This is a genomic window from Acidovorax sp. AC410, from assembly GCF_979253235.1.
This window is the reverse complement of sequence record NZ_CEEDCG010000001.1, coordinates 277,668-292,300: the sequence shown is the minus strand read 5'-3', so window position 1 is coordinate 292,300 and position 14,633 is coordinate 277,668. Positions and strand designations below refer to the sequence as shown.

Genomic DNA, 14,633 nt, shown 5'->3' with positions numbered 1-14,633 from the left:
GGTTGAGGCGCCCCAATGCAAAAGGCCCCCGCCAATGGCGGGGGCCTTTTGCATTTTTAGCGCGGAATCAGTTTTTCAGTGTGTGCGGTACAGTCCGCGACGCATGAAACCGGCGCGGCCCAGACCAGTGCCCCCGTGCAAGGGCCGCCCCGCCGCACCGGGGGCGTCCCCCTCCCGACTCGCGCAGCGAGTCGAGAGAGGGGTGAAGGCGCGAAGCGACTCAGGGGGTGCTCTATTTCTAGAGCACTTCGCTGGCAAAGTCCGCCAGGCGTGAGCGCTCACCCCGCGCCAGCGTGATGTGGCCGCTGTGCGGCCAGCCCTTGAAGCGGTCCACCGCATAGGTCAGGCCCGAGGAGCCTTCGGTCAGGTAAGGCGTGTCGATCTGCGCCAGGTTGCCCATGCAGATGATCTTGGTGCCCGGGCCGGCGCGGGTGATCAGTGTCTTCATCTGCTTGGGCGTCAGGTTCTGCGCCTCGTCGATGATCACGTACTTGTTCAGGAAGGTGCGCCCGCGCATGAAGTTCATGCTCTTGATCTTGATGCGGCTTCGGATCAGCTCGTTGGTGGCGGCGCGCCCCCACTCGCCGGCATTGCCGCCATCGCCCTTGGCCAGGAACTCGAGGTTGTCGTCCAGCGCGCCCATCCAGGGGCCCATCTTCTCTTCTTCGGTGCCGGGCAGGAAGCCGATGTCCTCGCCCACGCTCACCGTGGCGCGGGTCATGATGATCTCGGTATAGCGGCGGTCGTCCAGCACCTGGGTCAGGCCTGCGGCCAGGGCCAGCAGGGTCTTGCCGGTGCCGGCCGTGCCGGTCAGGGTCACGAAGTCGATCTCGGGGTCCATGAGCAGGTTCATGGCGTAGTTCTGCTCGCGGTTGCGCGTGGTCACGCCCCAGACCGCATGCTTGGCCGAGCCGTAGTCCTTGAGCGTCTGCAGCACCGCGGTTTTTTCGCGGATTTCGCTCACGCGCGCGAACAGGCTGGGCTCGCCGGGGGCTTCGAAGTACGCGAACTGGTTGATCATCAGCTGCGGCACGATGGGGCCGCCGATGCGGTAGTAAGTGTGTACTCCGCTTTGCCAGCTTTCCACGTTCTTGCCGCTCTTGACCCAGAAGTCTGGCGGCAGGGCCAGCACACCGGAGTACAGCAGGTCACCGTCTTCCAGCGTCTTGTCGTTCTGGTAGTCCTCGGCGTTCAGGCCCAGGGCGCGTGCCTTGACACGCATGTTGATGTCCTTGGACACCAGCACCACCTCGCGCGGGGCATGCTGCTTGCGCAGTGCCTCCACCACGCCCAGGATCTGGTTGTCCGCCTTGCCCGGGGGCAGGCTGGTGGGCAGGCTGTAGTCCAGCGGCGCGGTCTGGAAGAACAGGTGGCCGCCTGCGGCGCGCTGGCCCGTGGAGTCGAGCTTGAGGCCGTGGGCGATGTCGGCCCCCTGCACACCGGCGAGGGCGTCCAGGGTGCGGCTGGTCTGGCGGCCGTTGCGGGCCACTTCGGTCATGCCCTTCTTGTGGCCGTCGAGTTCTTCCAGCACGATCATGGGCAGGAAGATGTCGTGCTCTTCGAAGCGGAACAGGCTGGTCGGATCGTGCAATAGCACGTTGGTGTCCAGCACGAACAGCTTGGACGGGCCGCTCGGGCGTGCGCGCTTGGTGCTGCCGCTGGTGCGGCTGGCGGGTGCCGCCGCAGGAGCGGGGGTGGCCGCCGTGCGGACGGTCTTGCGGCCGGGCGTGGTGCTGCGGGCGGTGGCGGGGGTTGTGGGTGCGGGGGCTGCGGCCGGCTCGCCGCGGCTGCGGCCTGCGGGGCGTTGCTCGGCCACCTGCGCCGTGGTGGCGGGCACGGCCTGCAGTGCGGCCCGGGGCGCGCTCTTGCGGGCCGGGGTGCGCGGGGCGGCAGATTCCACGGCTTCGGGGGCGGTGGGCTGCTGGGTGCGGCCAGGATTGGCCACCACGTCATAGGCGTCGGGAGAGAGCAGGGCTGCGCGGCGGCTGGGGGCGGGGGGAAGGGGCATGGTGTGCGGGGCCTCGGTCTGTGGTGGGATCAGAAAGCAAAAAGCCGCCTGGAGGCCAAGGCGGCTTTGTCGGGGAGGGCGGTCGTTGCGAAATCCGGAAGCATTGGCCCCATTATGCCCATTCCCGGTGGCGCCTACGCTCCGGGCGGGAAGGGCTGTTGCGAACGCGCCCGCAACCTGGTTTCAGGCAGCTTTCTTCAGGGCCTTGATGCCCTTGACGGCCTTGAGCACTTCGTCCACGTGGCCGGGTACCTTCAGGCCGCGCCATTCCTGCACCAGCAGGCCGTCGGGGCCGATCAGGAAGGTGCTGCGCTCGATGCCCTTGACCTTCTTGCCGTACATGATCTTGTTCTTGACCACGCCGAACATGTGGCACATCTTCTCTTCGGTGTCGGCGATCAGCTCGAACGGCAGTTCCAGCTTTTCCTTGAAGTCGTCGTGCGACTTCATGTTGTCGCGCGACACGCCGAACACGGCAGCGCCGGCCTTCACGAAGTCCTTGTACTTGTCGCGGAACTGCATGGCCTCCGTCGTGCAGCCCGGGGTGTTGTCCTTGGGATAGAAGTACAGAACCAGAATCTGGCCAAGGTGGGAGGTGTTGGAGACCTTGATTCCACCGGTTGCGTTGGCTTCAAATTCAGGGAGGGGTTTGTTGACAACGATCGCCATATCACTTCAATCTCTCAGGATGTAGTCGTTGATAAGCCAGGGGAGTGGGTGTTATTGCTTTTGGAAGGCCCCTGACCGCAACCGGAGATTTTACCCTGAAACGGACTCTTTCGCGAATCGCATTCTGTAACCAAAGTACACAGACCGGAACCTGTTCGGTACCTGCGGACCCTGTAGCGCGGGTATCCGGGCCCTGGCGTCAGGGGGCGGGCTCCAGCAGCAGCGCTGCAACCACATTGCGGCCCTCGCCGGCCAGGATGTTGTAGGTGCGGCAGGCGGCGGCGGTGTCCATGGTTTCCAGGCCCAGGCGGCGCGCCATCAGCGGCTGCAGCCACGCGGGCGGTGGAAAGCGGTTGCGCTGGCCGCTGCCGAAGATGACCAGCTCGGTCTCGAGTGCCGCCAGCTCGGCAAAGTGTTCGGCCGTGAGGTCCTCGAAGCGCGTGCAGGCCCAGGCCTGGCGCAGCCCGTTCGAGCCGACGATCACGCTGTGGGTGATCTTTTCGCCATCCACCCCGATCCAGCCCGGGCCATAGCCCGTGACGGTTTGTGCGTTGGCTTTGTCCGGCTGGAATTTCATGGTGTGCGGTGGGTGCGCGCGCTGCGGGCCCCCGGGCCCGCCTCGCTGGTGATCTGTGGTCAAATTATAGGTTTCGCCCATCGGCCGGCCCCGTTGGCTGACCCTGGCGCGAACCGCACTTTTTCTCCACCGCACCCTCCAGCGCATGAAAACCGTCCAGAAATCCGCCAAGCTTGCCAACGTCTGCTACGACATCCGGGGCCCGATCATGGACGCGGCCAAGCAGATGGAGGAAGACGGCCACAAGATCATCAAGCTCAACATCGGCAACCTCGCGGTGTTTGGCTTCGACGCGCCCGAAGAGATCCAGCAGGACATGATCCGCAACCTGCCCAATTCGGCCGGCTACTCGGACAGCAAGGGCATCTTCGCGGCCCGCAAGGCCGTGATGCACGAGACGCAAAAGCAGGGCATCAAGGGCGTGGCGCTCGACGACATCTACCTGGGCAATGGCGCCAGCGAACTGATCGTGATGGCCACCAACGCCCTGCTGGACAACGGCGACGAGTTGCTGCTGCCCTCGCCCGACTACCCGCTGTGGACGGCGGCGGCCAGCCTCTCGGGCGGCACGCCCGTGCATTACCTGTGCGAAGAGGCCAATGGCTGGATGCCCGATCTGGCTGACATCCGCGCCAAGATCACGCCGCGCACCAAGGGCATCGTGGTCATCAACCCGAACAACCCCACGGGCGCGCTGTACTCGGACGAGTTGCTCAAGGGCATCGTGGCCACCGCGCGCGAACACGGCCTGGTGATCTTTGCCGACGAGGTCTACGACAAGGTGCTGTACGACGGGGCCACGCACACGGCCATTGGCTCGCTCAGCGAAGACGTGCTCACGCTCACCTTCAACTCGCTGTCCAAGAGCTACCGCTCCTGCGGTTACCGCGCGGGCTGGCTGGTGGTCTCGGGCGACAAGAAGCCGGCGCGCGACTACATCGAGGGCCTGAACATGCTCTCCAACATGCGCCTGTGCGCCAACGTTCCGGGGCAGTGGGCCATCCAGACCGCACTGGGCGGCCACCAGAGCATCAACGAGCTGGTTTGCGAGGGCGGGCGCCTGCGCAAGCAGCGCGACCTGGCCTACGAGCTGATCACGGCCATCCCGGGCGTCACTTGCGTGAAGCCACGCGCGGCGCTGTACATGTTCCCGCGCCTGGACCCCGCCATCTACCCCATCCAGGACGACCAGCAGTTCTTCCTGGAGCTGCTGCAGGAAACCAAGGTCATGCTGGTGCAGGGCACGGGCTTCAACTGGGCCGCGCCCGACCACTTCCGCATCGTGTTCCTGCCCCACGAGGACGACCTGCGCGACGCCATCGGGCGCGTGGCACGCTTCCTGGAGCAGTACCGCAAGCGCCAGCAGACCGCGGCTGCCTGAGGCGGCCGGGCCCGCTGACCGACAGGAGACCTGCCCCATGCGCAACCGCCTTGCCGCCCGTGTCCTGGCACTGCTCGCCTGCCTGCCTGCGCTGGTGCTGGCGGTGCAGGCCGCCGACAAGGCGCCCGTGGGCTTCACGCACAAGGACTGGGCGCTGCAGTGCGACAACACGCGAGCCTGCCGGGCCGTGGGCTACCAGGCGGAAGCCGGGGACTCCGAACCCGTCTCCATCCGCCTGACGCGCGAAGCCGGGCCCGGCACGCCGGTACTGGTGGATTTGCAGGTGTCGACCGAGAAGGCCACGCCGGCGTCGCTGAACCTCAAGGTGGGCAAGCTCTCGCTGACCGGCCTCGCAGGCGACATTCCCCGCGTTCCCGCCGGCCAGGTGGCGGCATTGCTGCAGGAGCTGCAGAAGAACGACGAAGCCGTCGTCACGGCGGGCAAAGACCGGTGGGTGCTGTCGCTCGCCGGAGCCAACGCGGTGCTGCTCAAGATGGACGAGGCCCACGGCCGCGTCGGCACGCCAGGCGCCCTGGTGCGGCGCGGTACCCAGGCCGAGTCCTCGGTGCTGGCCGCCGTGCCGGCGCCGGTGGTCCATGCCGTGCGCCCGCTGCCTGAGCGCAAGGGCGATGCCGCACTTGCCAGGCCGCTGCTGGCCGCCATCGACGCCAAGGAGGTGGCCGGGCGCTGCAATGGCGACGCGCCCCAACCTGCCAACGTGCAGGTGCATCGCCTCACAGATGGCAAGGTACTGCTGGCCATCCCCTGTGCCATGGGCGCCTACAATTTCGGTGGACTCAACTGGCTGGCCAACGACCGCCCGCCCTACCAGCCGCAGCAACTCGACGCCGAAGGCGAATTCGATGCTGCGGACGCATCGATCCGCTCCTCCATGAAGGGACGCGGCATCGGTGACTGCTGGTCCATCGAGGAGTGGCATTTCGACGGCCGCAGCTTCGTGCGCACCGGCGAATCGGGCGACAGCATGTGCCGAGGCTTTGCCGGCGGCGCCTGGCAACTGCCTGCCTACACCGCCAAGGTGGTTCTGCCCACCAACCCCGTTTCCAGGAAACCCTGATTTTTATGACCATGAAACCCATCCAAGTAGGCCTGCTGGGCATCGGCACCGTCGGCAGCGGCGTGTTCAACGTGCTGCAACGCAACCAGGAAGAAATCCGCCGCCGCGCGGGCCGCGGCATCGAGATCACCATGGTGGCCGATCTGGACGTCGAGCGTGCCCGGGCCGCAGTGGGTGCTGGCATCCAGGTCGTCAACGACGCGCGCGCCATCATCGCCAACCCCGACATCGACATCGTCATCGAGCTCATCGGCGGCTACGGCATCGCGCGTGCGCTGGTGCTCGAGGCCATCGCTGCCGGCAAGCACGTGGTCACCGCCAACAAGGCGCTGCTGGCCGTGCATGGCACCGAGATCTTCGCGGCCGCATCGGCCAAGGGCGTGATGGTGGCCTTCGAGGCCGCCGTGGCCGGTGGCATCCCCATCATCAAGGCGCTGCGCGAAGGCCTCACGGCCAACCGCATCCAGTGGATCGCCGGCATCATCAACGGCACCACCAATTTCATCCTGTCCGAGATGCGCAGCAAGGGCCTGGATTTCGACGTGGTGCTCAAGGAAGCGCAGCGCCTGGGCTATGCCGAGGCCGACCCCACGTTCGACATCGAAGGCGTGGACGCCGCGCACAAGGTCACGCTGATGAGCGCCATCGCCTTCGGCATCCCGGTGCAGTTCGACAAGGCCTACGTCGAAGGCATCACCAAGTTGGGTGCGGCCGACATCAAGTATGCCGAGCAACTGGGCTACCGCATCAAGCTGCTGGGGATCACCAAGCGCGCGGACAAGGGGATCGAGTTGCGCGTGCACCCGAGCCTGGTGCCCTCCAAGCGCCTGATCGCCAACGTCGAAGGCGCCATGAACGCCGTGGTGGTGCAGGGCGATGCCGTGGGCACCACGCTGTACTACGGCAAGGGCGCGGGCAGCGAGCCCACCGCCAGCGCCGTGATCGCCGACCTGGTGGACATCGCCCGCCTGCACACGGCCGACCCCGAGCACCGCGTGCCGCACCTGGCCTTCCAGGCCAATACGCTGACCGACGCCATGGGCACGCTGCCGCTGCTGCCCATGAGCGAAGTGGTCACCAGCTACTACCTGCGCCTGCGCGTGGCCGACCAGGCCGGCGTGCTGGCCAAGGTCACCGGCCTGCTGGCCGAGGCCGGCATCAGCATCGACGCCATGCTGCAGCGCGAAGCCGATGAGGTGGGCGGCGAGGGATCCACGCAGACCGACCTCATCATCCTCACGCACGACACGCGCGAAGGCACCATGGACACCGTGCTGGCCCAGATGCAGGCCCTGCCCACCGTGCTGGCCCCCATCACGCGCATCCGCAAGGAAGAACTCAACTGACGCAGCCGGCACCTGCGTTGTGAACGCAGACGGGACACCACCATGAAATACCTCAGCACCCGCGGCCATGCAGACCGCAAGCAGTTCTGCGACATCCTGCTCGAAGGCCTGGCGCCCGATGGCGGCCTGTACCTGCCCGAGCACTATCCGCAGGTAGACGACGCCATGCTCACGCGCCTGCGCAAGGCCTACCACGAGCAGGGCTACGCCGAGCTGGCCTTCCAGATCCTGTCGCTGTACATCGACGACATCCCGGCCGCCGACCTCAAGGCCCTGTGCGAGAAGACGTACACCGCCGAGGTCTTCGGCACCGGCGAGATCGTGCCCCTGCGCCACCTGGAAAACAGCCTGTGGCTCGAAGCCCTGTCCAACGGCCCCACGCTGGCCTTCAAGGACATGGCCATGCAGCTCCTGGGCAACCTGTTCGAATACGAGCTGGGTCGGCGCGGCGAAGAGCTCAACATCCTGGGCGCCACCAGCGGCGACACCGGCAGCGCGGCCGAGTACGCCATGCGCGGCAAGAAGGGCGTGCGCGTCTTCATGACCAGCCCGCACGGCCGCATGAGCGCCTTCCAGCAGGCGCAGATGTTCAGCCTGCAGGACGAGAACATCCACAACATCGCCATCGAGGGCGTGTTCGACGACTGCCAGGACATCGTCAAGGCCGTGAGCAACGACCTGCCCTTCAAGCGCAAGTACAAGATCGGCACGGTCAACTCCATCAACTGGGCGCGCCTGCTGGCCCAGGTGGTCTACTACTTCGCCGGCTACGTGCAGGCCACGGAGCGCAACGACCAGCAGGTCAGCTTCACGGTGCCGAGCGGCAACTTCGGCAACATCTGCGCCGGCCACGTGGCACGCTCCATGGGCCTGCCGATTGCGAAACTGGTGCTGGCCACCAACGAGAACGACGTGCTCGACGAGTTCTTCCGCACGGGTGTGTACCGCGTGCGCAGCAGTGCCGACACGCATGAAACGTCCAGCCCTTCGATGGACATCAGCAAGGCCAGCAATTTCGAGCGCTTCGTGTTCGACCTGCTGGGCCGCGATGGTGCGCGCACCAAGGCCCTGTTCGGCGATGCGCTGGCCAAGGAGGGCCAATTCGACCTGAGCGCTGACCCGCACTTTGCCGAGGCGGCCACCCGCTACGGCTTCGAGAGCGGCAAGAGCACCCATGCCGACCGCCTTGCCACCATCCGCGACAACTTCCAGCGCCATGGCGTGACCATCGACACCCACACCGCCGATGGCGTGAAGGTGGCCCTTGCGCACCACAGCGACCCGACCGTGCCCATGATCGTGCTGGAGACGGCCCTGCCGATCAAGTTCGCCGAGACCATCGTGGAAGCCCTGGGCCAGGCGCCCGAGCGGCCCGCGAAGTTCGCCGGCATCGAAGACCTGCCCAAGCGCGTGCAGGTGATGCCGGCCGACGTGCGCCAGGTGCAGGCCTACATCGAGCGCCACTGCCAGTGAGGCGCCACCTGCCCGCCGCGCCATGGTGCGCCGGGCAGCAATGAGCGCCTGTCGTTCGGGACGCCCTGGGGTGTCCCTGTCGCTCTGTGACGGAGCTTGGTGGACCATGGATGCCATGGCCTTGCGCAGGAGCATGGAATGAAGGTGGTAGGTTTTGCAGGGTTTTCCGGCAGCGGCAAGACCACGCTGGTCGAGCAGCTCATTCCCGAGATGCGGCTGCGCGGCCTTCGGGTCTCGGTGGTCAAGCACGCGCACCACAGTTTCGACATCGACCACGTGGGCAAGGACACCTGGCGCCACCGCGAGGCCGGTGCCTTCGAGGTGGTGGCCGCCTCCGACCGGCGCCTGGCGCTGGTGCGCGAGTTCGAGCAGCCCGCCGAGCTCACCGTACACCACCTGCTGGCCGAGCTCTACCAGGGCGTGGACTGGGTGCTGGTGGAGGGCTTCAAGGACAGTGACCTGCTCAAGGTCGAGGTCTGGCGTGCCCCCGAGGCCGGCCAGGACGCCAAACCCGTGCGCTATGCCGAAGACGATTTCGTGGCGGCGGTGGCCACCGATGCGCCGGAGCGACTGCCGGTGCCCACGGGCCTGCCCCTGCTCGACCTGAACGACCCCGCGCAGGTCGTGGACTGGCTGCTGCACTATGCCGAGCGCTTCGAATACGACTGGGATCTGCACCAATGAGACCTCTCACCGCTTTCAAGCCCCTCAAGTCCCTGGCCGACGCACTGACCGAACTGCTGGAGCGCGCCACCCTGCTGGCAGGCACCGATACGGTCACCACCTTCGATGCGGACGGCCGGGTGCTGGCCCAGGACGCCGTCTCGTCGCTGCAGGTGCCTCCCAACGACAACAGCTCCATGGACGGCTACGCCGTGCGCCGCGCCGACGTGGCGACTGCAGGCACGGTGTTGCCCGTGTCGCAGCGCATTGCCGCCGGCAGCGCGGGCGCTCCTCTGCAGCCGGGCACGGCCGCGCGCATCTTCACGGGCGCGCCGATCCCCGAAGGCGCTGATGCGGTGCTGATGCAGGAGGACTGTGAAGCCCTGGACGATGGCAGCAGCGTGCGCGTCAACACCGTGCCGGCTGCTGGCCAATGGATACGCCGGGCCGGCGAGGACATCACCCGCGGCGCCGTGGTGCTGTCCGCCGGCACCCGCCTCACGCCCGCCGAGCTGGGCCTGGCGGCGAGCATCGGCCTGCACCAGCTGCAGGTGGCACGCCGCCCGCGCGTGGCGCTGTTTTCCACCGGCGATGAACTGGTCATGCCGGGGGATGTGCCGCCCGAACAGATGCGCCCGGGCGCCATCTACAACAGCAACCGCTTCTTCCTGCGGGCCATGCTGCTGCGCCTGGGCTGCGAGGTGACCGACCTGGGCATCGTGCCCGACCGGCGCGATGCGACCGTGCAGGCCCTGCAACAGGCGAGCGAGGCCCACGACCTGATCCTCACCAGCGGCGGCGTGTCCGTCGGTGAAGAGGACCACATCAAGCCCGCCGTGGAGTCGCTCGGAACGCTGGACCTCTGGCAGATCGCCATGAAGCCGGGCAAGCCCTTTGCCTATGGGCGCATCGGCAGCGCCCACTTCATGGGGCTGCCCGGCAACCCGGTGTCGAGCTTTCTGACCTTTGCACTGCTGGTGCGCCCCTTTTTGCTGCGCCTGCAGGGCGTGCAGGCCGTGGCACCGCGCGCGCTGCCCGCCACGGCGCATTTCGCCTGGCCCCGGGCCGACAAGCGCCGGGAGTTCCTGCGCGTGCGGCACAACGCGGCGGGCGGGCTGGACCTGTTTTCCAACCAGAGTTCGGGTGTGCTCACCTCCGCCGCCTGGGGCGACGGCGTGGTGGACAACCCCGCTGGCCAGACCATTGCACCGGGCGATACGGTGCAGTTCATTGCCTTTGCGGAGCTGCTGGGATGAAGATCACCGTGCGCTATTTCGCCTCCATCCGCGAGGCCATCGGCCAGGGCAGCGAGGCCGTGGACACCGCTGCCGCGACCCTGGGTGAACTGCGCGATGAGCTGATCGCGCGCGGCGGCGCCCATGCCAGCAGCCTGGCGCGGGGCCGGGCCGTGCGCATGGCGCTGGGCCAGGTGATGAGCGGCGAGACCGCCGCCCTGCACGAAGGCGCCGAGGTGGCGTTCTTCCCGCCCGTCACGGGCGGCTGAACCTGTCGCGCACTGCGCCCAGGCTACAGGGCGCGCAGGCGCTGTACCAGTGCTGGCGAGGCCACCATCATGGGTGCGCGCAGCTCACTGCACATCTCTCCGGCGTGCGCGAGCATGGCCTTGAGGGGGGCGGGGTTGGGTTCTGCAAAGCAGGCCTCGATCCACGGTTGCAGGGCCTGCCAGGCGCGGCGGGCCTGGGACAGATCGCCCCCGCGCAGCAAGCCCACCAGTTCCACAAACTGCGCTGTCTGCCAGTGCGCGCAGGCAGAGATGGCGCCCGCGCCGCCCAGTGCCAGCGTATTGAAGATTTGCGCGTCTTCACCCGTCAACACCTGGAGGCGGCCATCCGCGATCAGGACTTGCGTCTTGGCAGAGCTGCCGCCGCAGTCCTTGATGGCCTGGATGCGGGGGTGTGCCGCCAGTGCCAGCAGGGTCTCGCAGGTGAGTGTGGCGCCCGTGCGGTAGGGAATGTCGTAGATGACCACAGGTACCGTGCTGGTGTCGGCGATGGCGCGGAACCAGTGCAGCAGGCCGTCTTGTGACGGGCGGATGTAGTGCGGCGCGGACACCAGCAGGCCCGCCAGGGGGTAGCGCGCCAGGGTCTGCACCTGGTCAAGCACCTGCCCCTGGTGGTAGCCCGAGACACCCATCACCACGGGCAGGCCGCGAGCGGCTTCGAGCACGGTTTCCAGCACCTGCAACTGCTCGGCCTTGTCCAGGGCTGCGGCCTCGCCGGTGGAGCCGCAGGCGACGAAGCCTGAGACGCCTTCGGCGCGCAGCCGGGCTGTCAGGGTGGCCAGGGCAGGGTGGTCCACCGCGCCGTCCTTGAACGGCGTGACCAGAGCGATCCAAAGACCGCTGAAGACGGGGAGGACGGGGTGGTTGGCTGCAGCAGGTACGGCCGCAGTGGCAATCGTCAGGGGGGACATGCGAAAACATCCTTTCAGGTTCGACCAAGGGAAGAACCGCCAGGCTGCGCGCGCGGAATACCGGGAAAGAAAGGGAGGAAGGGGAAAAGGGAGCTGTCTTTCTGCCAGGGGTTCCGTCGCTCATCCGGACGGAACCACAGCTCCGGTCAGATGAGCTCTGGTTTTTTGGCTTTGACCACGCACTGCACGGCCACCGCGGGTGCGGTGTTCAGGGCTGGGGTGCAGTGGGTGGTCATGGCACGCAGTATAGCGGCAGGAGCCTGTTGCGTCAGTCCTGCCCGGGCGCCGGTTCCACGGGGGGGATGAGCTCGGGGCACTGCCAGACCAGCAGCTCGGCCAGGCGCGTCACGATCCAGGTGGCCTCGGGCACGGAGACGCCGGACTCGCCCGCGCACAGCCCGGCATGGATGCGCCGCAGGATCTCGGTCTCGGAAGGGGCCTGCACGTGGTAGAGCGTCTGGGCATGCTCCACCAGGTGCCCGGCCAGGTCCTCGCACAGCTCGTAGCGCGTGCGCACCACACTGGCCGGCTCGCGCAGGCGCTGGCGGGCGTCGCTGTACACGGCCATGAAGGAGGGGGGAACGTGGATCTGGTTGTCGTCGTCGTGCATGGCGCAGGCAGTTCGAAATGGCAGTGGAAGGGTCAGGCCGCGGCGCTGTTCGGCACGCTGCTGCGGTTCTTGCTGCGAAAGCGCTTGCCGTATTCGATCATCGGCTGCTCTACGGCGTAGTACAGCCCGGTGGCCAGCAGCAAGGTGGCAATGACGACGCCCAGGTGGGCGCCCACGCCCGACCATTGCAGGTTGACATAGACCACGACCATCACCTTGGCATGGACAAGGTACAGCGAATACGAAATCTTGCCGATGTAGCGCACCAGCACGTCCTGGATCGGCGGCAGCTTGAGGAACAGGATGAACACACAGGCCAGGCCCACGGCGGCCAGCGGCTGCGGCGCAAAGCCCGTGACTACCTGCCACTGCGACCACAGCAGGATCAGCAGCAGCGCCACGGGCCACAGGACGCTGCTGGGGATGCGCCTGAGCACCTTCTCGTAGCGGTAGATCACCGTGCCCATCACGAAGAAGTACAGGTAGCCCACGATGTTGGACTTGATCAGCGCATGCTGTAGCACGGGTGAGTACTCCACGCCGACGCTGCGCGCCTGGCCCAGGTACAGGAAGTCGAGCGCACCGGTGTTGGCCGCCTTGATCCAGGCGACGGACAGCAGCGTGGACAGGGCCAGCACGGCCAGCCAGAAATGCCGCCAGCGCACGCGGTGCGCCACCAGGGCCAGCAGCACCACGATGGCGTACCAGAACAGTTCCACCGTGAGCGTCCAGCCTACATGCACGCGGTCGAAGAAAAGGCTGCTGCGCACGGACAGTTGCTGCAGGTTGAGCAGGTTGAGCAGGAAATGCGGGTAGTCGTTGACCACCAGTTGCCGGAACCCGGGAACCAGCGCCATCTCGACCAGCACGATGCCCACCAGGGCCACCCAGTACACCGGGAAGATGCGAAAGAACCGCGCCTTGGCATAGTCGCCCAGGGAGTTGCGCTCGGCGCTCTGGATGATGAGGTAGCCCGAGATCAGGAAGAACAACTGCACGCCGATGCCGCCGCCATCGGGGCCGAACAGCGGCACCGGAATGCCGGCGTAGACCGAGAAGTGGTGCAGGGCCACCGAAAGGATGGCGCAGGCGCGCAGGACGTCGATGTTGTTGTCGTGTTCTACCGATCGCAGGCGCTGCGTGATGTCAGAAAATTTCATGGACAGGAGGTCGGTCCGCCCGGCATGGGCGGTTTGGCGTCCCTGGGGGCGCCGTTGGCATCAAATATTGGCGACGGCCCGGCGGCTCAGTCGGGGGTGAACAGCCGCTCGAACCTCACCCGGTCCGCGTCCAGCTCGAAGGTCACCACCTGGCCCATCTTCATGTCCGAGAGCCGGCAGGCGGCAAACAGCGTGGTCTGGCCGGCCAGGTCCATGCTATCGAGGTCCACCAGGGCATAGGGATGGGGCACGAACACCTCGTGCGCGAAGATGTCCTTGCTGCGGTTGCGCGGCGACGGGTAGAGCTTGTATTTTTCGGTGGTGATGGTTTGTGTGGCCATGGGGGGTACAGTTCTGCCGGATGCTACAGACAATCGACTTCATTTTTCAGAAAAAACAATTCCATGGCAAAACCCAAGAGTGAATGGCCCGCCAAGGTACTGGCGTTGATCCAATCAGGCAACCACCCTGCGGCCATTGCGCAGGTCAAAGTGGCCCCGACCGTGACCGACGTCACGCGTTTGCAGGCCCTGGTGGCCAAGCTGCCCCGTACCCCCGCCCTCGTGCAGCTGGAAAAGGTGCTCGAAGAGGAGCGCGCCCTTCTGGCCGCCCCGCGCCTGCACCGTTCGCCATGATGTCGCCCCAGGCACGCAGCGTCTCCATCCAGACGGCGGACTTCGATCTGTCCGCCGAGGTTGCCGCGCTGCGCCATGGGGACCGCCGCGTGGGCGCGGTGTGCGCCTTCGTGGGCACGGTGCGCGACCGCAACGACGGCGACGACGTGGCCTCCCTGGAGCTGGAGCACTACCCGGGCATGACCGAGAAGTCCATCGCTGCGATGGTGGATGCGGCCTGCGAGCGCTTCGAGCTCTTTGGGGTTCGTGTGATCCACCGGGTGGGGTTGCTGCAGCCCCTCGATCAGATCGTGCTGGTGGCGGTGACCAGCGCCCACCGGGGCCAGAGTTTCGAGGCCTGCGAGTTTCTGATGGACTACCTCAAGACCCAGGCGCCGTTCTGGAAGAAGGAGGTCACGCCTGCCGGCGCGCGCTGGGTCGATGCGCGCGTGAGCGACGACGCAGCGCTGACCCGCTGGGGCATCGCTGCGTCCAATGTCGACATGTAAGTGTTGGTAATAGCGCGCGCTGGGCCGCAAAAGCGGGCGCGCACGAGCAGGGTCTGGTACTGCCCGCTGGCCTGACCGGGCCCGGGATGCTTGAAATACTTACCGAAAGTCC

At 66.7% G+C, this 14,633-nt stretch carries 16 protein-coding genes; 9 read left to right on the top strand and 7 right to left on the bottom strand.

From position 1 onward, the window contains the following. Positions 1-238: 238 nt before the first annotated feature. The 3 genes from AC0IZS_RS01295 to AC0IZS_RS01285 form a co-directional block, all read right to left on the bottom strand. Complete coding sequence (locus AC0IZS_RS01295; RefSeq protein ID WP_471633988.1) at positions 239-2,008, bottom strand: PhoH family protein; 1,770 nt, start codon at positions 2,006-2,008, stop codon at positions 239-241. A gap of 183 nt (positions 2,009-2,191) precedes the next feature. After that, a complete protein-coding gene (locus AC0IZS_RS01290) occupies positions 2,192-2,677 on the bottom strand; it encodes a peroxiredoxin (RefSeq protein WP_322596052.1) in 486 nt (161 codons plus the stop codon). 199 nt (positions 2,678-2,876) lie between these two features. After that, positions 2,877-3,254 (bottom strand): Mth938-like domain-containing protein, encoded by a 378-nt coding sequence (locus tag AC0IZS_RS01285; protein WP_471633987.1) that lies wholly within the window; start codon positions 3,252-3,254, stop codon positions 2,877-2,879. A 145-nt stretch (positions 3,255-3,399) separates the two neighbouring features. On the opposite strand from AC0IZS_RS01285, the gene AC0IZS_RS01280 reads away from it, so the two are divergent. The 7 genes from AC0IZS_RS01280 to AC0IZS_RS01250 all read left to right on the top strand — a co-directional run bounded on the left by AC0IZS_RS01280 (position 3,400) and on the right by AC0IZS_RS01250 (position 10,699). Next, a complete protein-coding gene (locus tag AC0IZS_RS01280) occupies positions 3,400-4,635 on the top strand; it encodes a pyridoxal phosphate-dependent aminotransferase (protein WP_471633986.1) in 1,236 nt (411 codons plus the stop codon). A gap of 37 nt (positions 4,636-4,672) precedes the next feature. Next, the gene (locus tag AC0IZS_RS01275) at positions 4,673-5,713 is read left to right on the top strand and encodes a DUF1176 domain-containing protein (protein ID WP_471633985.1); all 1,041 of its coding nucleotides are present in this window, start codon (positions 4,673-4,675) and stop codon (positions 5,711-5,713) included. A gap of 11 nt (positions 5,714-5,724) precedes the next feature. Further along, positions 5,725-7,059, top strand: coding sequence for a homoserine dehydrogenase (locus tag AC0IZS_RS01270; RefSeq protein WP_471633984.1), 1,335 nt, complete (start codon positions 5,725-5,727; stop codon positions 7,057-7,059). 42 nt (positions 7,060-7,101) lie between these two features. Continuing rightward, complete coding sequence (thrC, locus tag AC0IZS_RS01265; RefSeq protein WP_471633983.1) at positions 7,102-8,532, top strand: threonine synthase; 1,431 nt, start codon at positions 7,102-7,104, stop codon at positions 8,530-8,532. A 138-nt stretch (positions 8,533-8,670) separates the two neighbouring features. Beyond that, a complete protein-coding gene (mobB, locus tag AC0IZS_RS01260) occupies positions 8,671-9,216 on the top strand; it encodes a molybdopterin-guanine dinucleotide biosynthesis protein B (protein ID WP_471633982.1) in 546 nt (181 codons plus the stop codon). Then, complete coding sequence (locus tag AC0IZS_RS01255; protein WP_471633981.1) at positions 9,213-10,451, top strand: molybdopterin molybdotransferase MoeA; 1,239 nt, start codon at positions 9,213-9,215, stop codon at positions 10,449-10,451. The genes mobB and AC0IZS_RS01255 overlap by 4 nt, the downstream gene beginning before the upstream one ends. Further along, the gene (locus AC0IZS_RS01250) at positions 10,448-10,699 is read left to right on the top strand and encodes a MoaD/ThiS family protein (protein WP_471633980.1); all 252 of its coding nucleotides are present in this window, start codon (positions 10,448-10,450) and stop codon (positions 10,697-10,699) included. Before AC0IZS_RS01255 ends, AC0IZS_RS01250 begins: the two co-directional genes overlap by 4 nt. Positions 10,700-10,722: 23 nt before the next feature. On the opposite strand, the gene dapA is transcribed toward AC0IZS_RS01250, so the two are convergent. The 4 genes from dapA to AC0IZS_RS01230 form a co-directional block, all read right to left on the bottom strand. After that, positions 10,723-11,628, bottom strand: a complete 906-nt coding sequence (dapA, locus tag AC0IZS_RS01245) for a 4-hydroxy-tetrahydrodipicolinate synthase (protein ID WP_471633979.1) — start codon at positions 11,626-11,628, stop codon at positions 10,723-10,725. Positions 11,629-11,896: 268 nt separating this feature from the next. Next, positions 11,897-12,238 carry a hypothetical protein gene (locus AC0IZS_RS01240; RefSeq protein ID WP_471633978.1) on the bottom strand — a complete coding sequence of 114 codons (342 nt, stop codon included), beginning with the start codon at positions 12,236-12,238 and terminating at the stop codon, positions 11,897-11,899. A 32-nt stretch (positions 12,239-12,270) separates the two neighbouring features. Next, entirely contained in the window at positions 12,271-13,398 is a 1,128-nt protein-coding gene (locus tag AC0IZS_RS01235; RefSeq protein ID WP_471633977.1) for an acyltransferase family protein, read from the bottom strand. Between the two features lie 86 nt (positions 13,399-13,484). Beyond that, positions 13,485-13,739 carry a hypothetical protein gene (locus AC0IZS_RS01230; RefSeq protein WP_471633976.1) on the bottom strand — a complete coding sequence of 85 codons (255 nt, stop codon included), beginning with the start codon at positions 13,737-13,739 and terminating at the stop codon, positions 13,485-13,487. Between the two features lie 63 nt (positions 13,740-13,802). Here AC0IZS_RS01230 and AC0IZS_RS01225 point away from each other — a divergent pair, with 63 nt between their 5' ends. Further along, positions 13,803-14,033 (top strand): hypothetical protein, encoded by a 231-nt coding sequence (locus AC0IZS_RS01225; RefSeq protein ID WP_179681553.1) that lies wholly within the window; start codon positions 13,803-13,805, stop codon positions 14,031-14,033. Further along, positions 14,030-14,521, top strand: a complete 492-nt coding sequence (gene moaE / locus AC0IZS_RS01220) for a molybdopterin synthase catalytic subunit MoaE (protein WP_471633975.1) — start codon at positions 14,030-14,032, stop codon at positions 14,519-14,521. The genes AC0IZS_RS01225 and moaE overlap by 4 nt, the downstream gene beginning before the upstream one ends. Positions 14,522-14,633 lie beyond the last annotated feature (112 nt).